The following is a 23,017-nucleotide window of genomic DNA, read 5'->3' on the forward strand; positions in this document are numbered from 1 at the left end:
CCGCCGGACACTCCCCAGCCCCAGCCCCAGCCCCAGCCCCAGCCCCAGCCCCAGCCCCAGCCCCAGCCCTAGCCCCAGCCCTGGCCCTGGCGCGTCGCCTGCGGTGGTGCTTTTCGTACGAAGGCCGTGCGCAGCGCGTGGTACGACGACTCGGGGTCGAAGAAGGTGCGGTGCATCCGCGCCAGTTCCTCACGCCGGTACTCCGTCAGTGGCCGCTCGGCCTCGTCCTTCTCCCTGGCCTCGCCCTTGTCGTGGATGAGCTGCCGCAGCTTGCCTCCCGACGCCAGGTCGCCCGCCATCCGCGCGACCTCCGGGGCGAACCCCTGCGGAGCCGAGGTGACCAGCCGGTCCACGAGGCCCATCCGGGCGGCCGAGGCGGCGCTCACCGGCGCGGCCTCCTCCATGAGCCGCTCCGCCAGGTCGGCACCCGCGCGCCGGGGCAGCGTGTACGTCCAGAACTCGGAGCCGTACAGACCCATGAGCCGGTAGTGCGGGTTGAGCACCGCGCCGGTGCGGCACCACACCGCGTCGGCGGCCAGCGCCAGCATCGCCCCGCCCGCCGCGGCGTTGCCGCCGAGCGCGGCGACGACCAGCCGGTCCGTGGTCCGCAGCACCGCCTCGACCAGGTCGTCCATCGCGTTGATGTTCGCCCAGGACTCGGCGGCCGGATCGGGCGCGGCCTCGATGACGTTGAGGTGGATGCCGTTCGAGAAGAAGTCCCGGCCGCCCCCGAGGACGAGGACCCGCGTGGGCCGGGACAGGGCGTAAGCGTAGGCGTCCAGCAGTCTGCGGCAGTGGGCGGTGCTCATCGCCCCGCCGGGAAAGCGGAAGCCCAGGAACCCCACATCACCCGACTGGCGGTACCGGATGTCCGTCCAGGTGCGCCGGTGCGGGGGCAGTTCGAGGGGTGCGGGCACTTCCGGCACGTCCGCGAGCCGGTCGCCGAGCACGAGCGTGGCCGGCAGCTTGAACGTGGCCGGGCCGCCCCGCGTACGGCGGGGCCGCAGCTCCGGAACCCACACGGCGCCGTCGCGGGTCGCCAGGCAGACCGCCCCGGCGCGCCGCGCGACCACCGTTCCGGGGCGGCCGCGCAGCCGGTCCTCCGGGTGGCCACCGTGCAGGAAGAGCTCCTGGCCCAGCAGTTCGTCCCGCACACCCGGCTGGGAGTCGGCGCCGCGCAGCTTGCGCAGCACGGTCTCGGTGTCGTCCCGGGCCCAGTCGATGCGGCGCCGCTCCTGGCGGAAGTATCCGCGCTGCACGACCCGTACGACGGGGGCTCCTACGCCGTTCCCGTCTCCGTTCCCGTCCCCGTCCCGCTGCGGCAGCGGCCGGTACGTGTCGGAGGCGAAGCGCTCCACGGCCTCCAGCACGGCCGCCATGGCCGCGTCCGACAGCTCGTTGCGGTACAGGTCGCTCTTGCCGACCGGCGGCACGTCGAACGGGGCGGTGGCCCAGATGTCGCCCGCGTCCATCTCGGCGCCGGCCTGGAGAACGGTCACGCCCCAGCGGTCGGCGCCCGTCCCGATGGCCCAGTCGAGGGCGGAAGGGCCCCGGTCGCCGGGGGGCCCGGGATGGACGATGAGACAGGTGTGCTCGGCCCAGACGTCCTCGGGGAGGGCGGTCTTCAGCATCGGGGCGACGATCAGGTCCGGTCGGTGCCCGCGTACTGCCGCGCGGACCGCGTCGTCCCCGTTCGCCGCGAGGACCACCTCCACCTGGTGCCCGGCGTCGGACAACTCGGCGTGGACCCGCTGGGACAGGCTGTTGAAGGCGCTGACGACGATGAGGACGTACATGCGTGGCATCGTCGCCCCGGCGCCCCCGGCACGAAAGGGAGGAGGACCGCGGGTCACCCCGAAATGGGCCGTACGGAGGACACGCGCCCGTCGCTCACGTCTCCTCCTCCATCCGGATGGAGTCCCGCAGGTTCTTGGCCGCCCCGGTCTGGGGGTTGTCGTGCATCTCCAGCATGGCGGCGGCGATCGCGTCCAGCTTCCGGTGGACGGCGTGCTCGACCCGCATCTCGGAGTTCTTGAGCAGGGCGAGGAGCAGCAGCGTGACGGCGGCCATGCCATCGCCCGCGAGGAGCAGCCACTCGATGGGCAGCCCGGCGGCGTGCACGCCGATGAAGGCACCGACGACCGCGAGGCAGATCACGAAGAAGGGCGGGGAGCTGGTGAAGTTGGACGCCGCTTCCGCGAATCGCTCGAACCTGCCGCGACCGGAGCTCCCACGCTCGGCGGGGTGAGTGGTCATGGGCGTCCGATACCCGCCCGTTCCCGCCCCGGCCCGCGTGCGGCCGGTCCGTCACTGGATGGACGGCTTCCTTAGGCCGTACGGGGCCGGGATACAGAGGACGGGGGCAGGTGACCGGGGGCGCCGTGCGGCCGGACGCTCATCCGGTGCGGCGCCGGCGGGTGAGGGCCGAGCGGACGCGGTCCAGCACACCGACGCGCCGGGCGGCGCGGGCGAGCTCCCGGGGCGAGTCCGGGACGGTCGGCGATAGCCGGGGCGCGGGCGCCCCGCGGGCCCGCCGTACCCGCAGCCCCAGGTCCCGCAGGACCTCCGGCGGGCACGCTGCCCACACCCGGGGGAACAGCCGCTGCTCCTGGTCCAGGACATGCCGGGTGACCACGGTCGTCAGGGTGAGGACCAGCTCGGTGGCCTCCTCTCCGGCCGGGTCGCGCCCGGCCAGGGCGGCCATCACCCGCGCGGTCTCCGCGTGCGCGGCCAGCCCCGCGGCGGCCCACCGCTCGCCGTCCGGCACGTACGTCCGTACCGCCGGGTGGAGGAACCGCCGCTCCACGTCCGCATGCCGTGCGAGCGCGGCGCCCACCCGCTCGACGGCCCGTCTCCGTACGTCACCGCCCGGTTCGGAGGCGCGGATCAGGTCGAACAGCCGCTGCACCTCCCGATGACCGGCGGTCAGCTCCTGGACGATGTCCGCGTCCTCCGTCGCCGCTCTCGGACCTCCCACTGGATCTCCCACCGCGTCTCCCACCGGAACCGTCATCGGACCTCCCTGCGCAGGGCCACCGGACCAGGCCCCTGATCTGCCTAATGCCCGGTTTGCGCCCGCGCGAGCGCCGATAGTGCGGATACCCCACCCGCGCGTCTGACGAGGGAGCGTGACGCATGCTGTTCCGGAGACGGAAGGCGAGGCTCAGGGCGAAGGCGCGGGAGGCGGCGTACCTCGGATACGCCGGTGTCGACCGGCGCGCTCCGCTGTCGGAGCTGGCCCGGGAACTGCTGCGCAAGGCGTTCCCCGACCACTGGTCGTTCCTGCTCGGTGAGCTCGCCCTCTACAGCTTCGTCGTGCTGGTCGTCACCGGGAGCTATCTGACGCTGTTCTTCGACCCCGGCATGGATCTGTCCGACTACCAGGGTCCGTACGAGCCGCTGCGCGGCGTGCCGGTGTCGGACGCCTACGCGTCGACGCTGCGGCTGAGCTTCGACATCCGGGGCGGCCTGCTGATCCGCCAGATGCACCACTGGACGGCCCTGGTGTTCGTCGCGGCCATCGGGGTGCATCTGCTGCGGGTCTTCTTCACCGGCGCGTTCCGCCGCCCCCGCGAGATCAACTGGATGCTCGGCGTCACCCTGTTCGTGCTGGCGCTGCTGGAGGGCTTCGCCGGCTACTCCCTGCCGGACGACCTGCTGTCCGGCACGGGGCTGCGCACCGCGCACTCGATCGTGCTGTCGATCCCGCTCGTCGGCACGTATCTGGCCGAGTTCGTCTGGGGCGGCTCGTACCCCGGCGACATCGTCATCCCGCGGCTGTACATCGTCCATGTGCTGTTCGTGCCGGGCCTGATGATCGCCCTGGTGACCGTCCATGTGCTGATGGTGGTGTACCTGAAGCACACCCAGTGGGCGGCGCGGGGCAGGACCAACCGGAACGTGGTGGGGCATCCGATGTTTCCCCACTTCATCACCAAGTCGTCCGGCCTGACCCTGATGGTCTTCGCGATCATGGCCCTGATCGGCGCCGTCGCCCAGATCAACCCCGTCTGGAACTTCGGCCCCTACCGCCCCGACCAGGTGTCGACCGGCGCACAACCCGACTGGTACGTCGGATTCCTGGAGGGCGCGTTGCGGCTCATGCCGCCCTGGCAGACCACCGTGGCCGGCCACACCGTCATGTGGACCGTCTTCATCCCGGCCGTCGTGCTGCCCGGGGTGCTGTTCCTGGTGCTGTACCTGTACCCGTACATCGAGCGGTGGGTGACGGGCGACCTGATGGAGCACCACCTGTGCGACCGGCCCCGGGACCGGCCGACGCGCACCGGCCTCGGCGTGGCCGCCGTCGTCTTCTACGCCGTCCTGCTCATGGCCGGGGCCAACGACGTGATGGCCTTTGTCTTCCGTCTCTCCGTGGAGGCCCTGACCTGGACCTTCCGCGTGGCGCTCGTCCTCGGCCCGGTGCTGGCGTTCCTGCTCACCAAGCGGATCTGCCTCGGCCTCCAGGCCCACGACCGCCGGCTCCTGGAGGAGGGCGACGAGACCGGCAGCGTCAGCCAGAGCGTGTACGGCGCCATCAGCGACAGCCACCGCCCGGTCGACGCCGAGCGGCGCTACCGGCTCCTCGTCCGCGATCTCCCCAGGCCGGTCGGCCACCCCGGCGAGGGCGCCTCCCGTGGGCAGCGGCTGCGCGCGGTGCTGAGCTCCTGGTACTACCGCGACCGCGTGGAGATGCCCGCCACGGCGGAGGAACGCCTCCAGATCTCGGCCAGGACGGCGGACCCGGTGTCCGGCCCCGAGAAGAACGAGTGATCCGGGCGGCTCAGCCGTCGCGACCCGAGAACTGGAAGACCATGCCGACGACCGCGCCCGCCATGATGCCGAACCCGATGACGGCGAGCCACAGCCCGAAGACCACCCCGATGGCGAGCACGGTCACGCCGAGCGCGACGACCGGCGGATAGCCGCTGTGCGGCGGGAAGAAGTCGATGACACCGCCACGCTCCCGCACCTCGGAGTCCGGGCGGTCCTCCGGCCGCTCGCCCTTCCTGCGGTAGTTCACCGCGCAGAAGAACGCGATGAGCGCCGACATCAGGAACGACACCGTCAGGGCCGCGATCCCGACGGGCTCCCGCGCGAACCAGATGTACGCCGCGTCCGTGACGAGGAAGAACGCCGCCACGCCCGCGAAGAGGTACGCCTCACTTCTCATCGGCTCTGCTCTCCCAGCGGATCGGGGGCGGGCCGGTTCACGCCGCTCGCCGTGGGCGCCGCCCGCAGCACCTCCGGATGACGGTGGTCGAAGGCGGGGGAGTCGGAGCGGATACGCGGCAGCGCCACGAAGTTGTGCCGGGGCGGTGGGCAGGACGTCGCCCACTCCAGGGACCGGCCGAACCCCCATGGGTCGTCGACCTCCACCTTGGGGGCGTACCGGGCGGTCTTCCACACGTTGTACAGGAACGGCAGCGTCGACAGGCCCAGCAGGAACGAGCCGACCGACGAGACCGAGTTGAGCACGGTGAACCCGTCGGCCGCCAGATAGTCGGCGTAGCGGCGGGGCATCCCCTGCTCACCGAGCCAGTGGTGCACCAGGAAGGTGACCTGGAACCCCACGAAGAGGGTCCAGAAGTGGATACGGCCCAGCCGCTCGTCGAGCAGCTTTCCCGTCAGCTTCGGCCACCACAGATAGAAGCCGCCGAACATGGCGAACACGATGGTGCCGAAGAGCACGTAGTGCAGATGGGCGACGATGAAGTACGTGTCCGTCAGATGGAAGTCCAGCGGCGGTGAGGCGACCAGCACCCCGCTGAGTCCTCCGAGCAGGAAGGTCACCAGGAACCCGAGCGCCCAGAGCATCGGGGTCTCGAACGAGATGCTCCCCCTCCACATGGTGCCGATCCAGTTGAAGAACTTCACTCCGGTCGGCACGGCGATCAGGAACGACATGAAGGAGAAGAACGGCAGCAGCACCGCGCCCGTGGCGAACATGTGATGGGCCCAGACCGCGGCCGACAGCATGGTGATGGCGATGGTGGCCCCGACCATCGCGGTGTAGCCGAAGACGGGCCTGCGGCTGAAGACGCAGATGATCTCGGTGACGATGCCGAAGAACGGCAGCGCCACGATGTAGACCTCGGGGTGTCCGAAGAACCAGAACAGGTGCTGCCACAGCAGGGCCCCGCCGTTGGCCGCGTCGAAGACGTGCGCCCCGAACTTCCGGTCCGCCTCCAGCGCCAGGAGCGCCGCCGTCAGCACGGGGAAGGAGAGCAGCGCCAGGATGGAGGTGAAGAGGATGTTCCAGGTGAAGATCGGCATCCGGAACATCGTCATGCCCGGAGCGCGCAGGGCGATGATCGTAGCGATGAAGTTCACCGCGCCGAGCGTGGTGCTCAACCCGGCCACGGCCAGCCCCATGGTCCACAGATCGCCCCCGGCGCCGGGCGAGAACACCGCGCTGTTCAGCGGTGCGTAGGCGAACCAGCCGAAGTCGGCGGCACCCCCCGGCAGGAAGATCCCGGAGACGACCGTCAGCCCGCCGAAGAGGAACAGCCAGTACGTCAGCGCGTTCAGGCGCGGGAAGGCGACGTCCGGCGCGCCGATCTGCAGCGGCATGATCGCGTTGGCGAACCCGGCGAACATCGGCGTCGCGAAGAGCAGCATCATCACGGTGCCGTGCAGGGTGAACGCCTGGTTGTACTGGAAGCTGCTGAGCACCTGTGTGCCGGGCCTCGCCAGCTCCGCCCGCATCAGCAGGGCGAGCACCCCCGCGAAGAGGAAGAACCCGAACGAGGTGGCGAGGTACATCTTGCCGATCGTCTTGTGATCGGTCGTGGTCAGATAGTCCCTGAGCCTGCCGCCGAGCCGAACGCGCGGATTCGAGGAGGCGTCCAGCGGCTCCCTGCGCCGGCTCTGCTCCAGCTGCGGCATGGCCCCTCCGTGGCGCTGGTGACCGATGACGGTCCGGGCATGGTGCGACCCGCGACCTGTGTAGCCCCTTCCGCCGGACGGCAAACCCGACCGTGGTCCATTCGGCTCCGTGTGGATGGCAGACTTGCCTACCGGACCGGGCGGCGGAGGAGCGGTACAGGAGCGGCACACATGGGGGGCGTAGCGGCACCGTGAGATTTCTGCACACATCGGACTGGCACCTCGGCCGGTCCTTCCACCGGGTCGGCCTCCTCGACGCCCAGGCCGCGTTCCTCGACCACCTCGTCACCACCGTGCGCGAGCACGACGTCGACGCCGTCCTCGTGGCGGGCGACGTCTACGACCGCGCCGTGCCGCCGCTCACCGCCGTGGAACTGTTCGACGCCGCTCTGCACCGGCTCGCCGAGGCCCGCGTACCCACTGTGATGATCTCCGGCAACCATGACTCGGCACGCCGCCTCGGCGTCGGCGCCGGCCTCATCGAACGCGCCGGCGTCCATCTGCGCACCGACCCCGACGGCATCGGCACCCCCGTCCTCCTCCCCGACCCGCCGCACGGCGATGTCGCGCTCTACGGCCTGCCGTACCTCGAACCCGCCCTGGTCCGCGACCGCTTCGGCGTACGGAAGGCATCCCACCAGGCGGTGCTCGCAGCCGCCATGGACCGCGTCCGCGCCGACCTGGAGCGCCGCCCGCCCGGCACCCGCTCCGTCGTCCTCGCCCATGCCTTCGTCGCCGGTGGTGAACCCAGCGACAGCGAGCGGGACATCACCGTCGGCGGCGTCGCCGCCGTCCCCGCGGGCGTCTTCGACGGGGTCGACTACGTCGCGCTCGGCCACCTGCACGGCGCGCAGACCCTCACCGAACGCGTCCGGTACTCCGGCTCGCCCCTCGCGTACTCCTTCTCGGAGTCGCTCCACCGCAAGACCATGTGGCTCGTCGACCTCGCACCCGACGGCGGCGTCACCGGCGAGCGCGTCGACTGCCCCGTCCCGCGCCCCCTCGCCCGGATCCGTGGGCCCCTGGAGCAGCTACTCGACGACCCCGCCCTCGACCGCCACGAGGACGCGTGGGTCGAGGCCACCCTGACCGACCCCGTACGGCCCGCCGAGCCCATGGCCCGGCTCACCCGGCGGTTCCCCCACACACTCAGCCTCGTCTTCGACCCCGACCGCGCCGACGGGGACGACGACCTCCTCTCCTACGCCCAGCGGCTGCGCGGGCGCACCGACCAGCAGATCGCGGAGGACTTCGTGACGCACGTCCGGGGCGGCGCCGGTCCCGACACGCACGAGCGCGCGGCGCTGCGGGGCGCCTTCGCCGACGTCCGCGCGGACCTGGCCGTCCGGGAGCGCGAGGTGGGCGGGTGAGGCTGCACCGGCTCCGGATCAGCGGCTTCGGCCCCTTCGGCTCCGACCAGGAGATCGACTTCGACGCGCTCTCCACCGCCGGGCTCTTCCTCCTCCACGGGCCGACCGGCGCGGGCAAGACCTCCGTGCTCGACGCGGTCTGCTTCGCCCTGTACGGCTCCGTGACCGGCGCCCGGCAGAGCCCCGGCACCTCACTGCGCAGCGACCACGCCCCGGCCGGCACCCCCACCGAGGTCGTCCTGGAGCTGACCGTCGCCGGACGGCGGCTGGAGCTCACCCGGCGCCCCGCACAGCCGCGTCCCAAGAAGCGCGGCAACGGCTTCACCACCGAGAAGGCCCAGTCCTGGCTGCGCGCGTTCGACCCCGCCACCGGTACCTGGGACGGGCTGAGCCGCTCCCACCAGGAGATCGGCGAGGAGATCACCCAGCTCATAGGCATGAACCGCGACCAGTTCTGTCAGGTCGTCCTTCTGCCGCAGGGCGACTTCTCCCGCTTCCTGCGCGCCGACGCCGAAGCGCGCGGCAAGCTCCTCGGGCGGCTCTTCGACACCCGCCGCTTCGCCGCCGTCGAGGAGCGCCTCGCCGACCTGCGGCGCACCGCCGAGCAGCGGGTCCGCGACGGCGACCAGCGGCTCCTCGCCCTCGCCCATCGCATGGCGCAGGCCGCCGGGGACGCGGCCGACGACTGGCCCGCACCCGACGGCAAGCCCGGCGACCCCGGGCTCACCGAGGCCGTCCTGAGCTGGGCCGCCGTCGCCCGCTCCGGCGCGCGCGAGGCCCTGGACGCCGCCGACCTCGCCCTCGTCGCCGCCGAAGCCCGGCAGGCCGGAGCCCGCCGCACCCTCGACGCGCGCCGGGACCTGGCCGCCCGCCGCGAACGGTACGAGGAGGCCCGCCGCCGCGCCGCAGAACTCGACGCCCGCCGCCCCGAGCGGGACGCCTGGCAGACCCGTCTGGAGCAGGCCCGCAGGGCGGAGCGCGTCGCCGGACCGCTGGCCCTGCGCGACGAGGCGGAACGGGACCACCGCACGGCGGAAGCGGCCCGCGAGCGGGCCGCGGCCGCACTCCCCGCCGACCTCGCCGACGCCGGTGCCGACCGGCTCACCACCCTCGAACACGCCGTGCGCCAGGAGCTCGGCGGCCTCGACTCCGCCCGCCGCGCCGAACAGCGCACCGCGCTGATCGCCCGCGAACGGGCGGAACTCGACCGGCAGGCCCGCGCCGACGACGAGACCCTCCACGAGGCCACCGCCTGGCTGGCCGACTGGGACACCACCCGGCGTGCCCTGCTCGACCGGGTCGACGCCGCCCAGGAGGCCGCCACCCGCGCCGAGCACCTCGCCGGACAGCTCGCCCCGGCCCGCCGCCGACTGGCCGCCGCCCGCCGCCGCGACGCACTCGCGCAGGACGCGGCGGCCGCCGAAGCCCGCCTGGCGACCGCCCGCGAACAGGCCAACACCGCCCACGAAACCTGGCTCGACCTCCGCGAACGCCGCCTCCGCGGCATCGCCGCCGAACTCGCCGCCCACCTCACCGACGGCACGCCCTGCACCGTCTGCGGCTCCGCCGACCACCCGTCCCCGGCCCGCCCCACCGCAGACCACGTCGACCGCGCCACGGAGACCGCCGCGTACGAGGCCCACACCCGGGCCGCGGAGACCCGCACCACGACGGAACGCGAACTCGCCGTCGTACGGGAGGCCCTGACGACCGCGACAGCGGAGGCGGCCGCCGGGAACGCCGAAGAGCAGGGCGCCCGGGGGCAGGGCGCCGGGGGACAGCACGCCCGGGAACCGGACGCCGGGAAGCCGGCCGCCGAGCAGGGCGGTCCCGGTGTCCGAGAGCTGGGAGACCTGGTCGCGCGGCTGGAGCGGGAGCACGCGGAGGCGTACGAACTGGCGGGGGCGGTGCGCGACGCGCGCGAGGCGCTGGAGCGGGCCGAGGCGGAGTACACGCGGCGGTCAGCGGAGCGGCAGCACATGGAGGTACGGGCCGCCGCCCGGGCTTCACAGCGCGAGGCGCTCGACCAGCAGCAGGCCGAGCTCGACGCGGAGCTCGCCCGAGTCCTCGGCGACAGCGGCGGCACCGTCGCCCGGCGCGCGGCGCTGCTGGAGCGCAGGGCCGGCGCCCTCGCCGCGGCCGCCGACGCCGCACGGGCCGTCGAGGTGGCCGCCCGGCGGCTCAAGGAGGCCGACGACCGGCTCGCCGACGCCGCGTACAAGGCCGGGTTCGCCAACCCGGCGGCCGCCGCCGACGCCCTCCTGGACGACACCCGGCAGCGCGATCTCCAGCACCGTGTCGACACCTGGCAGGCCGAGGCGGCCGCGCTCGCCGACCGGCTCGCCGAGCCCGGCGCGCGCGCCGCCGCCGAGGGCCCGCCCGTCGACGTCGAAGCGGCGCTCGCCGCCCACGACGCCTCCGATCGCGCGGCCCGCGCCGCCGCCACCGCCCTGGCCGCACACCGTGAACGGTGCGCCGCGCTGGACCGGCTGTCCGCCAGGGTCGCGGAGGAGGTGCACGCGCTGGGCCCGCTGCGCGTCGAGTACGACCGGCTGGCCCGGCTCGCCACGCTCACCGCCGGGACGTCCGCCGAGAACGAGCGCCGGATGCGCCTGGAGTCGTACGTCCTCGCCGCCCGCCTCGAACAGGTCGCCGCCGCGGCCACGGCGCGGCTGCGGCGGATGTCGTCCGGCCGCTACACGCTCGTCCACTCCGACGCCCGCAGCGGCGGCCGGCGCGCTGGACTCGGCCTGCATGTCGTCGACGCCTGGACGGGTGCCGAGCGCGACACGGCGACGCTCTCCGGCGGTGAGACGTTCTTCGCCTCGCTCGCCCTCGCACTCGGCCTCGCCGACGTCGTGACCGACGAGGCGGGCGGTGTCCGGCTCGACACCCTCTTCATCGACGAGGGCTTCGGCAGCCTCGACGACCAGACGCTCGACGAGGTGCTCGACGTCCTGGACTCGCTGCGCGAACGGGACCGCAGTGTGGGCATCGTCAGCCATGTCGCCGATCTGCGCCGCCGTATCCCGGCCCAGCTGGAGGTGGTCAAGGGGCGCGCCGGCTCGCAGGTGCGGCTGCGGACGGGCGAGGGGGGCGTCAGCGACTGATCGCGCGGTGCGGCAGCGGCGACGAGTAGACGACGCTCGTCGTCACCGACCCCAGCGCGCCGACCTTCCCGGACACCTGCTCCAGATGGCTCATCGACCGGGCGACGACCTTCAGTACGAAGCAGTCGTCGCCCGTGACGTGGTGGGCCTCCAGGATCTCCGGCGTCGTGTCCAGCAGATCGTGGAACGGCTTGTAGTTGCCGTTCGGGTAACGGAGACGGACGAAGGCCAGGATCGGCAGGCCCAGGCGCTCCTGGTCGACGACCGCCGTGTATCCGGCGATCACCCCCGCCTCCTCCATCCTGCGGACCCGCTCGGTCACGGCGCTCGCCGACATGGAGACAGCGCGGGCCAGCTCCGCGAAGCTCGCCCTGCCCTGCGCCTGCAGGGCCTCGAGTATGCGCCAGTCGGTGGCGTCCGGTGAATATCCCGTCATGGACGAGGAATAGCAGGGGAATCCCCGGCGTATCAAGGGCAGGGCCGGGGATCGTCACTTCACCGAGATGATCGGCATCCGTAGATTCTCCGGCATGACGACGAAGATTCCGGCCACCGCCACCGCCACCGCCATTGCCCCGTCCGCCGCCGCCCCGTCCGCCGCCAACCCCGTCCTGCGCGTGCCGCCCGCGCCGCCCGCCGCGGCCGCCGCCCACTTCGCCGCGAGGCTCGCCTTCCACGCCGACGTCTCCGACGTGGCCGCCGCCCTCTGGGCCGGCGGCGACCCAGGCTTCGTCGTCCTCGACTCCCGCTCCACCGAGGCATGGGACCAGGGCCGCATCCCCGGCGCCGTGCACCTGCCGACGGCCCTCATCCCTGAGCAGGCCGGACGGCTTCTGGACCGGACTGTCCCGGTCGTGACGTACTGCTGGGGCCCCGGCTGCGACGGAGCCACCCGCGCCGCGCTGGCCCTCGCCGAACTCGGCTACCAGGTCAAGGAGATGCTCGGCGGCTTCGAGTACTGGGCCCGCGAGGGATTCCCGTACGAGACGTGGGAGGGCCGGCGCCGGCGGGACACCGACCCCCTGACCGCGCCCATCGCCGGCGACGACTGCGGCTGCTGAGCCGCGCCGCGCCTCAGAGCCGGGACAGCTCGTCCACCAGGTCGTCGAGGCCCAGGGGGCCCTGCGAGAGCGCGGCCATGTGCCACTTCTTCGCGTCGAACGCCGCCCCGTGTGCCTTGCGGGCGTTCTCCCGGCCCAGCAGCCAGGCGCGCTCACCCAGCTTGTAGCCGATCGCCTGGGCCGGCATCGACAGGTAGCGGATCATCTCGCTCTCGACGAACGCCGGGGGCCGGCTGCTGTGCCGCTGGAAGAACGCCTGCGCCAGCTCCGGCGTCCACCGGTCACCCGGCCGGAACGGCGAGTGCGCCGGGATCTCCAGGCCCAGGTGCATACCGATGTCGACGATCACCCGGCACGCCCGCATCATCTGCGCGTCCAGGTAGCCGAGTCGCCGCTCGGCGTCGGGCAGGAAGCCGAGCTCGTCCATGAGCCGCTCGGCGTACAGCGCCCAGCCCTCCGCGTTGGCGCTGACCATGCCGACCGTCGCCTGGTAGCGGGAGAGCTGGTCCGCCACATGCGCCCACTGCGCCAGCTGCAGATGGTGCCCGGGCACGCCCTCGTGGTACCAGGTCGACACCAGGTCGTACACCGGGAACCGTGTCTCGCCGTTGACGGGCAGCCAGGTGCGCCCCGGGCGGGAGAAGTCCTCGGACGGGCCCGTGTAGTACGGGGCGGCGGCGCTGCCGGGGGGCGCGATGCGCGACTCCACGCGCCGCACCCGCTCGGCGAGTTCGAAGTGCGTGCCGTCGAGTGCGTCGATCGCCTCGTCCATCAGCTTCTGCAGCCAGACCCGGGTCTCCTCGACGCCCTCGATGTGCGTCCCGTGCTGGTCGAGGTGCGCCAGCGCCTCCCAGGGGCCGGCGCCGGGAAGGATCTTCGCGGCTTCCTTCTTCATCTCGCCGAGCAGCCGGTGGTACTCGTCCCAGCCGTACGCGTACGCCTCGTCCAGGTCGAAGTCCGTGCCGTTGTAGTAGCGCGACCAGCGGGCGTAGCGCTCCCTGCCCACGGCGTCCGGGGCGTCCTTGACCGCCGGCGCGTACACGTCGCGCATCCAGTCGCGCAGAGACGCGACCGCCGAGGTGGCGCCGCGCGCCGCCGTGTCCAGCTCCACGCGCAGCCCGGCGGGGCCGGCCGTGACGAACTCCTCGAACCAGCCGCGCCGTGCCCCCTCGTCGCCCCCCGACCACTCGGTGAGCTGTTCGACGAACGTGGCCGTGGGGCGCGGGCCGCCCGGCAGCTTCCGCTCCAGGCCCAGCTCCAGCGCCTCCCGGTACCCGTCCAGCGCGGCGGGCACGGCCCGCAGCCGCTCGGCGACGGCCGCCCAGTCCTCGTCCGTCTCGGTGGGCATCACGGTGAACGCCATGCGCACGCTGTGCGCGGGGGAGCGCAGGTTGCTGACGGTGCGCAGGCCCTCGTCTGCCTCGTGTACGGCCAGTTCGGCGGTGAGGCGCTCCCGCAGGAGCCGACCGCAGCGGCGCTCGGCGTCGCTGTCGGCGCCCGGCAGGGTTTCGGCCTTGTCGAGCCGGGCGAGTGTTTCGCGGGCCAGTACGGCCAGTTCCTCCTGGCCGGCGGGGGAGAAGTCGGGCAGAAGCGCGTGGCTCTCGCGCACGCCCAGGTACGTGCCGGTGACCGGGTCGAGCTCGACGAGGGCGTCCACGAAGGCGTCCGCGACCTGGCGCGGAAGAGCGCTGCAGGGGGTATCTGGCATGACACCATCCTCGTACGCGGCCGCCGCCCACGTCACCTCATTCGATCACAGTCGGCTGACAAATGAGCGGCCCGCCGGTGCCTCCTCCGCCCCGCGCGCCGGGGTCGGGCGCCGAGCGCCACGGTCGTCGTCCGGATCGGTCGGGGGCGCGGGGCCGCGGCCATGTGCGCCGGGCGGTTGTCGCGACCAGTGGCGGAACCCCGTGGGGAGTGTCACGCCTCCGTTCCCGGCAGCCTGTGGACGCCTCGCACCTGGAGCGGTACGGGGCGTGGCGGGGGCGCCCGGCGGGCCGCGGAGGTGTCGGGCGCGGCGCCGCCGGGTCGTGGCCGGGTTTGGCCGGATCGAGTCGTTGGCCCGGCCTGGTGGGTGCGCCTACGGCCGGCGGCGGGTGCCCTGACCGGCGCGGCCGGGCTCCACGCCGCGGTCGGCGTACGGCACGGCCTGCTCGCGCCGTTCGGCCGACTTGTGCTGTTCGGCGCGGAGGGTGCCCAGCCGGGCGGTGATCACCAGCGTGCCGTCCTCGATCTGGTAGTCGAGCGGCAGGTTCAGCCCGCGCATGGCCGCGACCATGCCCGTGTTGGACGACTGGGTGACCGCGTAGACGCTGTCGCATCCGGCGTCCACCGCCAGGCCCACCAGACGGCGCAGCAGCTCGGAGCCGATGCCGCGGCGCTGCCAGTCGTCCTCGACGAGGAGGGCGACCTCGGTCTCGTCGCCGTCCCAGAGGAGATGGCCCAGGGCGACCAGCCGGCCGGAGGGCGTCGCGACGGCGAGCGTCCTTCCGAACCGGGGGCTGAGCAGGTGGTTGAGATAGCGGTCCGCGTCGGCGACGGGCCCGTGGTAGCGCAGCCCGAGGGTGCGGTCGGAGCACCGGTCGTGCATGGCCCGGGCGGCCCCCAGGTCGCCCTGGTCGGCGCGGCGGACGGTGATCTCGTTGCCCTCGGGGAGGGTCAGCACGTCCTGGCTGCGCGGGATCCGCGGGCCGAGGCGCGCGTCCAGCTCGACCAGGGCACGGGCCCGGGCGAACTCGCTGGGCGTGAACGGGAGATACGGGCGCTCGACGGCGATCACACCGCCGTACGGGTCACGCAGCAGCATGACCGTGTCGTCCTGCTCCAGGGCACCCTCCACGGGGGCGGTGCGCTCGCTGCGGCGGCCGGTCGCGGAGACGGCCGGGATGGACCGTATGGTGCACCGGCCCAGCAACTGGCGTAGCGCGAGCGGGAGTTCGGCGGCATCGAGGGCGGTGCGGGTGGCCAGGCCCAGGACCCGGGTGGGGGTGTCCACCAGGTCGTGGGCATCGGCGCGCTCCGTCCACACGTGTGTGCCGCCCGCCGCTGCGACCTGCCGGGTGAGTCCGGCGGGCTGGAGCGACGCGGGGGCGCGCAGCAGGAACTCGTCGACGGTGCCGTCGGCCAGTGGATGGGTCTGCAGGGTGAGGATGTCGACCCGCAGCTCGGCGAGCGCGCCGCACAGGGCGGCCAGGCTGCCGGGCTCGTCGCGCACGGTGGCCCGCATCCGCCACAGCACCGTCCCGGCCGATCCGCGGTCGGTGTCGCCCGCGCCGTCCCCGGCCGGCTCGGTGACCGGGGAGGCGACCGGGGCGGCGGATGCCTCCCCGGTGGCGGTCGGCGGCGAGTGACTCTGCCGGCGTGCCCACCATGTGTGGAACGCGGCGGTGGCCACCAGGACCACCGCCGAGACGATGAGCAGATACGGGCCGTCGGGTCCGTGCGCGATGGTGTTCGCGATCGCGTCGGCGACCGCCACAGCGGTGAACAGGGCTGCGAGCTCCACGAGATCCCGCCGCCAGTGGTGCTGGCGGCGGGTACGCTTCGCGGAAGTGACTGTCGCTTGGGTCATGTCGTTCATGGCAGCACTCTGGCGCAGCGGTGTTGCGTGATCACGAACGATTTGTGACTGTCTGGTTAAGGATATATTTGTGTCCTTAACGGTTGATTTTTGCAGTTTATGAGGCCGGTTGGCCGGTCGGCTGTCGCAGTGCGTTCACCAGCCTCCTGGCCTGGACGACCACCTGCGAGGAGCCCGGGCGCGCGGCGACCGCGTCGAGCCCGTCCACCGTCGCGCCGGCCCGACTCTGTGCCGCGGCCCCGCATCGCTCGGCACAATCGGCGGCCACCGCGAGTATCCCGCCGAGCCCGCGCGGCGGTTCGTCGGCGGTGAGCAGCGCGGGCAGCGCGCTCGCCAGCACGGCCCAGAGCGTGGCGTACGCTCCGGTCGCGGCGGCGGTACGCAGCGAGTCGGCCAGCCGGTTCAGCTTCACCGTGCCGAGGCCGACCAGGGCGGCGAGGTCGCCGCCGAGCCGGGCCGCGTCCAACTGCTCCCGCGCCGCCAGCACCAGCAGCGCGTCGACGGCCGCGAGCCGGTCCTCCGTGTGCCGCGCGCCGAGCCCGCAGCCCAGCGCCAGATGGAGCGCGGGGCCAGCCTCGCCTCCCGCCTCGACGAGCGCCGGAAGCGGCCGGGCGACGTCCCGGACGTCGGCGTCGGCGGCCAGGGTCACCACCGGCAGCAGCCACGCCGCGAGCGTCTCGCGGTCCTCCGGCAGGACGGCCAGGTCGGCCCCGTCCGTGGCCCACCAGTGGTGACAACCGTCGCCCGTCGCCGACCAGGGGCTGCCCAGAGCCCGGAAGGCGGGCGGGAACTCCCGCTGGATCACCGGCTGTCCGGGTGTGCTCACCACGATCCGCCCGGTGCCGGACGGCACCGCGGCCGCCCAGCCCCGCCCGGACATCTCGACGACCTCGCGTGTCCCCGGACCGTACAGTTCCCCATCTGTCAACCACCCGGCGAGACGCGTACCTTCCGGTGTGCCCAGAGCGGCCGCCGCCTCCGCCGCCTCGGCCACGCCCGGGCCCGTCCTGCGGACTCGCAGCAGCGCCTGCGCGACATCGCACTCGGCGGGACCGGCACCGAGCCGTCCGTACGCGGCCAGCCGCTCCACCAGCTCGGCCGGTTCGACCGTGCCCGTGTGCCAGGCCGGCGTGGCCAGGAGGAAGGGCAGCGGCTCCGTCATGATCCGCCACGCGACCTCCTGCGCCCGCGCCTCCCGTATCCGCTCGAGGCGCCGGTGCACACAGCGGGCATCCGAACCGGACCGCATCACCCGGCGCAGATCGTCGAGCCTCACCCGGCCCGCCGCGGCGGCCGCGACCAGCCGCACACCGTCCACGTGCCGGAGGTTCACCCGGTCCTCGCCCCACCACCACTCGTCGGCCAGGAGCGGCATGATCGCCTCCCGCAGCGCCGCCAAGTCCTCGTACGCGGAACGGGTCAGGCCGTCCAGCGCCCGCTCGACGTCGATCACGTCCTCCTCTCCGGAGCGGAGCAGCGCGGCGACCTCCTCGACGAGCTCCGGAAGTGTCCGCGCGGCCGGCGCGACGCGCTGCGGCTCCGGCACCGGCGGCAGCAGGTCCTCGTACGGACCGTCCGCACCCACCTGATCGGGCAGTCCGCCGAACACCTCGGTGGCCACGGCCCGGTGCACCGGGCTGAGCAGCGCGGCCGCCGTGTCGGCCAGCTCGCGCCGCACCTCACCGCCCACCGCGTCGAGATGCCTGCCGACCAGCTTCAGGGCCCGCTCCTGGAGCGCGGTGTCCTCGTGCCCGAACACCTCGGCCACCACCGGGAGCAGTTCCCCGGCCGCATCCCGGTCACGCCGCAGCACCTTGCCCAGCAGCACCAGTTGTGCACGGACCAGCTTCTTCTCCGTACGGAACAGCACCGACGCGGACACCTCCGCCACCCGCCGCGCGGACAGGTCCCCCGAGGCGGCCAGCCGGGACAGTACGTCCTGCGCGTGCCCGGCCACCGTCGACGGGGCGTCCGCCGCCAGACCCATCCAGTCGGCCGTACGCGCCCGCTCCTCGTCCGCAGTCAGCTCCAGCGTCCGCAGCAGACCGAGGAAGAATCGGAGGTCGGACGCCCGGCCGCCGCGCAGCAGCCGCGCCACGCACCCGTCCACAAGGACCGCCCGTTCGACGGCACCCGCGCCGGGCAGGGCCACAAGAGCCTCCGTCCATCCCTCCTTCCAGCTGAGACCGTCGGCGAGCTCGGCCGTCTCGAAGAGCCTGGGCACCAGTACCGGAGCCTGCGGATCGGCCGACAGATCCGGCCGTCTGCCGCGCCGCGACAGCTCGTCCACCCATCCGTACACATAGCCGTCCGTCACCGGCACGGGGCAGCCGGAGCGCCGTACCAGCTCATGGACCAGCGGGTAGTCCTCCCGCGCCGTCGCGGCACGGCCCGCGAGCCGGTGCGCCACATCACCCAGCCATGCCGCGTCACGGTCGTGGAGCACATCCAGCAGCAGGCCGTACGGCGGCTGCCGCCAGTCCCTCAGGTCCCGGGCGCCGATCCAGGTGGCGGCCGCGGCCGCTCCGCCGTGGCACCCGGCCCCGGCGACGAGCAGCGCGTGATGGACACGGCGCCGCTTCTCCCACTGGTCCCAGCCCCAGTTCCGCGCTTCCGCGCGCAGCGTCTTCAACTCACCCAGCACGCCCTTGCGCCCGGCGGCGTCCGACGACTTCACCAGGCCGGGAACATCCTCCGCCCGGCCCTGACGCACAGCGTCCAGCAGCTCCTTCATCGGACCCCTCCGGTCACCTTCGCGCCACGCCGCACCATCCGTACGGCAAGCGCGTGCTTGCACGGGCCGCGCCCGCCCCGGTGGTCCGCCCACCACTGACACGTGCACGTGAGCATCCCGCCCGACTCCCGTACCTGGTAGCTCCGTTGCCCGGACGCCACCGTCGCCAGGTCACCGGCGAGCTCCACCGCACCCGAGGAGACCAGCTCCCGGGCCGCCACCAGCCGCGGGTTGTGCCGCTCCACCCGGTCCGCGTCGTACGGAAGCTCCCGGTGGAAGTACGCGGCGTCCGCCACGTCGTACCCCACCCGCCCCGCCGAGCCCAGCCGGGTCAGCGCCGCACGCACCCGCTCCACCGGCAGGCCCGCCTGAGCGGCCAGTCCGGCCGGGTCGATGCGCGGCTCCCAGGCCAGCAGTACCGACACCAGCTCCGCGTCCCGCGCGGCGTCCTCCGTGGCCAGCGCCTCCAGCACCCCGCCCTCGCCGGAGAACCCGCGCGACGGGTCGGGCGACAGCGTGAGCGTCAGCCGCATCCCGGGCAGCACCACCTCCCAGGCGCTCGACGCCGACGCGCCCGCGCGGTCCGCCACGGGCCCGTACACGCGCAGCGCCATTGCGTGCCGCAGCACCCGCTGCAGCGCGGCCAGCCGGTCCGGCCCCGCCAGACACACCGCGCCAGGCACCGGCCGCGTCGTCCGCCGCAGCGTGCGCCCCGCCGGTACGACCCACATCGGAACCCGCGCGGAGGCGCCCGTGCCGCGCGGCAGCGACCGGAGGAACCGCACGGCCTCGGCGGCCGGCAGCTCGGCCCGCAGGTCGAACCCCGCGCTCGCCACCTGCGCCTCGGCGAACCCGCGCAGCCAGCGGTCCGGCAGCGGCACCTTCTTCTCCACGACGGAGCCGCCCAGCGTCGTCACCGCCAACTCCTCCGGGCCGACCCGGAGGTGCAGCGGGTCCTCGCCGGTGAGCCGGGAAAGCGCCTCCCTCAGCGGATTGTTCACGTCCACGTTCGCCGTGCCGTGTCCGGTGTCCGCGCCGTCCAGGCCCTCACGCAGCACGTCGAGGCGTGCGTACACGCCGTTGCAGCCGGAGAACGACTCGAACCGCAGGCGGTCGCCGTTCCCCGTCACCACCGGGTCCAGCGATCCGGGACGGAGCCGCTGGTAGTAGCGGGCCGCCGCCACATCGGCGACGGCGAGCAGACCGCGCGCCGCTGTCTGGGGCGCGGTCAGAAAGCCGGAGAAGAAACGGGGATGGGCCTCGGCCCCGGCCGGCGTCAGCCCACCGGAGGTCTCCAGGCCGAGCGACCGCCCGACCTGCGAGGACTCCAGGGCGGACGGGCGTGCGTAGGCGAGCGCCTGTACGGATCGCGTCATGTCTCCGACCGTAGGACCCGCCACTGACAATCACCCCGGACGCGCCCATCCGGCGCGTGACGGTCGCGGTCCCGGACGGCCACCGGCTCCTCCCGTACCAGCGCGGCCGGCCCACACCGCAGCGGAGTGAACGGCCCGCGCAAGGGCCCGCATCCCGCGCCCGATGTCCCCCGGCGTCAGGTACGCGTACCCCAGCACCAGCGGTACGCCGTCCCCCGGCCGCCAGCCGCCCCGACCTCACCGCGTCCCGCAGCGCCTCCTGCACGGCACGGCCCCGCAGCCTGGCCGGAGCGGCGAGCGCCCGTACCGGCAACTTCCAGGCTCCACCGCCCTCTTCCCGATCCGTCACTCGCCGGACCTACACGGCTTCCACGTTCCGGGCGGCCGTCCGGGCCGGGCGTCGTTGTCAGTGCCACCCACTACGTTTCGAAGCATCAAGTGGTCCTCGAAGAAAGGAGGAAAGTGGTCCTCAACCAGGACAATCACGTTCCCTAGCGTCGGCGTCACGAACGCGACCTCCCGGCACGGCGCGCGCTCCTCGCGGCCCTCGCCTGCGTCCTCGTCGGCGCGTCCTTCACCGTCAACAGCGTCTTCGGCTCGTACCCGTACGCCGGAGGCCAGGCCCTCCGCCACGGCCTCGCCTGCCCGCTGCTCCTGCCCCTGCTGGGCCGTGACGGAACAGCCCCTCTGCGCACCCTCACCGCCGCCGCGTGGACACGGATCGCCGTGCACGCCGCCATCGGCATGGTCGGCTTCAACCTCGCGGTCCTCGCCGCGGAACGCACCGCGGAGCCCGCCGTGCCAGGTGTGTTCGTCGGCTGCGCGCCCGTCGTGGTCGCCGCGCTAGAGGCCGCCGCCCTCGGTCTCGTCCCGGACGGCGGGGACGCCCTGCGCGTCCCCGCCCGCAGGAGGCCGTGGCCCTTGTCCGCCGCAATGACCGCGCCACTGGTCGCCACCGGCTCGTACGGCTCCGCCAGGCGGTCGGCAGCGCCCTCGTCGGCGCCGGTGTGGCACTCGGCTCCGGCCTGCTCGGCCGGGTGCGGCGGGGCGGTGACAGCCGCGTCCGGTCAGCGGCTGCCGTCCAGGATGACCCGGGCGACGAGCGCCGGGTCGTCGTTCATCGGGACGTGCCCGCACCCGGGGAGCCGCACGAGCCGGGCGCCCGGCATGACCCGCTTGGCACGGACGCCCTGCCGCCGCAGCAGCAGCCGGTCGTTCGTCCCCCAGGCGATGGTGACCGGCACGTCCCGGACGTCGTCCAAGAAGAGGCTGTCCCGCCCGACCGCCAGGGTCTGTCCGAAACCGGTGGCCCCGCGCAGCGCGAGTGTCTCGGCGACCACCGCGTCCGGTGAGCGGCGCCCGGGCCGCGCATAGATCGTGCTCGTCAGCGCCGCCCGTCCGGCGGCCGACCGGGAAAGCCGCTCGATCAGCGGCACCGGCAGGGACCGCGCGCCCGCCCGCATCGCGCGCAGCACCGCGAAGGCGTACCGCCGCTCGGCGTCCGTCCAGAAGCCGGCCGGCGACAGCGCCGTCACGGACCGGACCCGCTTCTCCCGGCCAAGCTCCAGGGCCAGCAGTCCGCCCAGCGAGTTCCCGGCCACATGGGGCCGCTCGATTTCCAGTGCCGAGCAGAGCGCGCCCAGCGTCGGCACGACCGTCGACAGGTCGTACGCCATGTCGTCCGGCAGCGCCGTCGAAGCTCCGAAGCCGGGCAGGTCGACGGCGATCACATCCCGTCCGCCCGCCAGGATGTCCAGCACCGGCTGCCACGCCTGCCAGTGGTGCCCTATCCCGTGCAGGAGCAGCAGCGGTTCGCCGGCGCCCTGTCGTTCGTACCGTACGGACAGCGTGCGCGGCCCCCGCGGGGACTCCACCGTGAACGCGACCTCTTCGGCCATGCTGCTGCTCCCTGTCTCCCGCCCGGGCTTCGCAGACAGCATGTCAGCAACAATTTCCGTTCGGTAGCCCAAGGTTGAAGGGCGCCTTGAACGCACACCGTCACCACGTCGCACGGTCGCGCGACGATTGGTCTTGACCAAGGGGGTGCCCCGTCCTATGGTCGCAGAGTTAGTGCAGGAACCTTTAATAAACAAGGGCACGGAATTTCGTCCGGGACACGGCGATCGCGGAGGATCAGGGTGGGGACCACGCAGCTGGAATCGGTGCCGGAGCCGAAGTACTGGCACCTGAAGACCGTGATCGGCGAGGCGCTCGACTCGGAGTTCGAGGTCGGCGAGATCCTGCCCAACGAGCGCGAGCTCGCGGCCCGCTTCGGTGTCGCCCGCGCCACGCTCCGCCAAGCCCTCGAACAGCTGGAGCTGGAGGGCCGCCTGCAGCGCCGCCGCGGCGTCGGCACTACAGTCGCCCCGCCGCGCGTCGGCGTGGACGTCTCCACCGTCCAGCACCGCTGGCCCGGCGCCGGCGAGGACAGCTGGCAGGCCGTCGACTGTGCCTCCGCCGTACCGCCCGCCGCGGTGCTCCGCCTCCTCGACACCGACACCGACCCCGCCACGGGCGCCGCCCGCCCGGTGCACGTGGTGCGCAGGCTCCGCGCGACGCACGGCCAGGCCGTCGCGGCGGAGCAGCTGTACGTACCCCTGGCGTCGGTCCCCGGCCTCGTCGCTCCCGGGACCCTCGCCGGACCGGCCCTCGCGCGCGGCGTCCTGCGCGAACTGGAGCAGCTGCCCCTGGAGGGCCAGGACCGCGCCGTCGAGCTCGGCTCGGCCCGCGCGGACGACGCCAAGGAGCTCGACCGCCTGCCGGGCGCGCCGGTCCTCGTCGTCACCACCCGCTACCTGTCGGGCGGCCGCACCGCCGCGGTGTCCGTGGCCACGTACCGCGCCGACACCTGCCGCCTCACGTTCGGCGACGTGGGCGACCTCCAGATCGCGTCCTGAA

General features: G+C 73.5%; 17 protein-coding genes and 1 pseudogene. 6 read left to right on the top strand and 12 right to left on the bottom strand.

Going from position 1 to position 23,017, the window contains the following annotated elements:
• Positions 1 to 68: 68 nt before the first annotated feature.
• The 3 genes from FVS66_RS14000 to FVS66_RS14010 all read right to left on the bottom strand — a co-directional run bounded on the left by FVS66_RS14000 (position 69) and on the right by FVS66_RS14010 (position 2,977).
• Complete coding sequence (locus FVS66_RS14000) at positions 69 to 1,796, bottom strand: enoyl-CoA hydratase-related protein (RefSeq protein WP_149181517.1); 1,728 nt, start codon at positions 1,794 to 1,796, stop codon at positions 69 to 71.
• 94 nt (positions 1,797 to 1,890) lie between these two features.
• Entirely contained in the window at positions 1,891 to 2,256 is a 366-nt protein-coding gene (locus FVS66_RS14005) for a low affinity iron permease family protein (RefSeq protein WP_149181518.1), read from the bottom strand.
• 139 nt (positions 2,257 to 2,395) lie between these two features.
• On the bottom strand, positions 2,396 to 2,977 hold the full coding sequence (locus FVS66_RS14010) for a hemerythrin domain-containing protein (RefSeq protein WP_187645520.1): 582 nt from the start codon (positions 2,975 to 2,977) through the stop codon (positions 2,396 to 2,398).
• A gap of 158 nt (positions 2,978 to 3,135) precedes the next feature.
• On the opposite strand from FVS66_RS14010, the gene FVS66_RS14015 reads away from it, so the two are divergent.
• Positions 3,136 to 4,773 carry a ubiquinol-cytochrome c reductase cytochrome b subunit gene (locus tag FVS66_RS14015; protein WP_149181520.1) on the top strand — a complete coding sequence of 546 codons (1,638 nt, stop codon included), beginning with the start codon at positions 3,136 to 3,138 and terminating at the stop codon, positions 4,771 to 4,773.
• 10 nt (positions 4,774 to 4,783) lie between these two features.
• On the opposite strand, the gene FVS66_RS14020 is transcribed toward FVS66_RS14015, so the two are convergent.
• Together FVS66_RS14020 and ctaD are read right to left on the bottom strand one after the other, a co-directional pair.
• A complete protein-coding gene (locus FVS66_RS14020) occupies positions 4,784 to 5,173 on the bottom strand; it encodes a cytochrome c oxidase subunit 4 (protein WP_149181521.1) in 390 nt (129 codons plus the stop codon).
• Positions 5,170 to 6,888: a cytochrome c oxidase subunit I gene (gene ctaD, locus FVS66_RS14025; RefSeq protein WP_149181522.1), complete on the bottom strand. Its 1,719-nt coding sequence runs from the start codon at positions 6,886 to 6,888 to the stop codon at positions 5,170 to 5,172. Before ctaD ends, FVS66_RS14020 begins: the two co-directional genes overlap by 4 nt.
• A 191-nt stretch (positions 6,889 to 7,079) precedes the next feature.
• On the opposite strand from ctaD, the gene FVS66_RS14030 reads away from it, so the two are divergent.
• Positions 7,080 to 8,258, top strand: a complete 1,179-nt coding sequence (locus tag FVS66_RS14030) for an exonuclease SbcCD subunit D (protein ID WP_149181523.1) — start codon at positions 7,080 to 7,082, stop codon at positions 8,256 to 8,258.
• A complete protein-coding gene (locus tag FVS66_RS14035) occupies positions 8,255 to 11,368 on the top strand; it encodes an AAA family ATPase (protein ID WP_149181524.1) in 3,114 nt (1,037 codons plus the stop codon). The genes FVS66_RS14030 and FVS66_RS14035 overlap by 4 nt, the downstream gene beginning before the upstream one ends.
• On the opposite strand, the gene FVS66_RS14040 is transcribed toward FVS66_RS14035, so the two are convergent.
• Positions 11,358 to 11,804 carry an Lrp/AsnC family transcriptional regulator gene (locus FVS66_RS14040; RefSeq protein WP_149181525.1) on the bottom strand — a complete coding sequence of 149 codons (447 nt, stop codon included), beginning with the start codon at positions 11,802 to 11,804 and terminating at the stop codon, positions 11,358 to 11,360. The genes FVS66_RS14035 and FVS66_RS14040 overlap by 11 nt on opposite strands.
• 94 nt (positions 11,805 to 11,898) lie before the next feature.
• On the opposite strand from FVS66_RS14040, the gene FVS66_RS14045 reads away from it, so the two are divergent.
• Entirely contained in the window at positions 11,899 to 12,429 is a 531-nt protein-coding gene (locus FVS66_RS14045; protein ID WP_149181526.1) for a rhodanese-like domain-containing protein, read from the top strand.
• A gap of 13 nt (positions 12,430 to 12,442) precedes the next feature.
• Here the strand turns inward: FVS66_RS14045 and FVS66_RS14050 are convergent, their stop codons facing one another.
• From FVS66_RS14050 to FVS66_RS14070, 5 genes are all read right to left on the bottom strand, one after another.
• A complete protein-coding gene (locus FVS66_RS14050) occupies positions 12,443 to 14,137 on the bottom strand; it encodes a DUF885 domain-containing protein (RefSeq protein WP_149181527.1) in 1,695 nt (564 codons plus the stop codon).
• Positions 14,138 to 14,509: 372 nt separating this feature from the next.
• A complete protein-coding gene (locus FVS66_RS14055; protein ID WP_149181528.1) occupies positions 14,510 to 16,000 on the bottom strand; it encodes a GNAT family N-acetyltransferase in 1,491 nt (496 codons plus the stop codon).
• A 106-nt stretch (positions 16,001 to 16,106) separates the two neighbouring features.
• Positions 16,107 to 18,743, bottom strand: a complete 2,637-nt coding sequence (locus tag FVS66_RS14060; protein ID WP_149181529.1) for a DUF6493 family protein — start codon at positions 18,741 to 18,743, stop codon at positions 16,107 to 16,109.
• Positions 18,740 to 20,119 carry an SWIM zinc finger family protein gene (locus tag FVS66_RS14065; RefSeq protein WP_149181530.1) on the bottom strand — a complete coding sequence of 460 codons (1,380 nt, stop codon included), beginning with the start codon at positions 20,117 to 20,119 and terminating at the stop codon, positions 18,740 to 18,742. Before FVS66_RS14065 ends, FVS66_RS14060 begins: the two co-directional genes overlap by 4 nt.
• 345 nt (positions 20,120 to 20,464) lie before the next feature.
• Entirely contained in the window at positions 20,465 to 20,752 is a 288-nt protein-coding gene (locus FVS66_RS14070) for a hypothetical protein (RefSeq protein WP_149181531.1), read from the bottom strand.
• Between FVS66_RS14070 and FVS66_RS35940 the strand changes: the two are divergent.
• Positions 20,714 to 20,923: pseudogene (locus tag FVS66_RS35940) on the top strand (EamA family transporter); the annotation flags it as partial. The gene FVS66_RS14070 and the pseudogene FVS66_RS35940 sit on opposite strands and share 39 nt — an antisense overlap.
• 263 nt (positions 20,924 to 21,186) lie before the next feature.
• On the opposite strand, the gene FVS66_RS14080 reads toward FVS66_RS35940, so the two are convergent.
• Positions 21,187 to 22,017, bottom strand: coding sequence for an alpha/beta fold hydrolase (locus FVS66_RS14080; RefSeq protein WP_149181532.1), 831 nt, complete (start codon positions 22,015 to 22,017; stop codon positions 21,187 to 21,189).
• 240 nt (positions 22,018 to 22,257) lie between these two features.
• Between FVS66_RS14080 and FVS66_RS14085 the strand changes: the two genes are divergently transcribed.
• The gene (locus FVS66_RS14085) at positions 22,258 to 23,016 is read left to right on the top strand and encodes a GntR family transcriptional regulator (protein ID WP_149181533.1); all 759 of its coding nucleotides are present in this window, start codon (positions 22,258 to 22,260) and stop codon (positions 23,014 to 23,016) included.
• Position 23,017: the final 1 nt, after the last annotated feature.

It is taken from the genome of Streptomyces sp. TRM49041 (genome assembly GCF_008271805.1).
GTDB lineage: Bacteria > Actinomycetota > Actinomycetes > Streptomycetales > Streptomycetaceae > Streptomyces.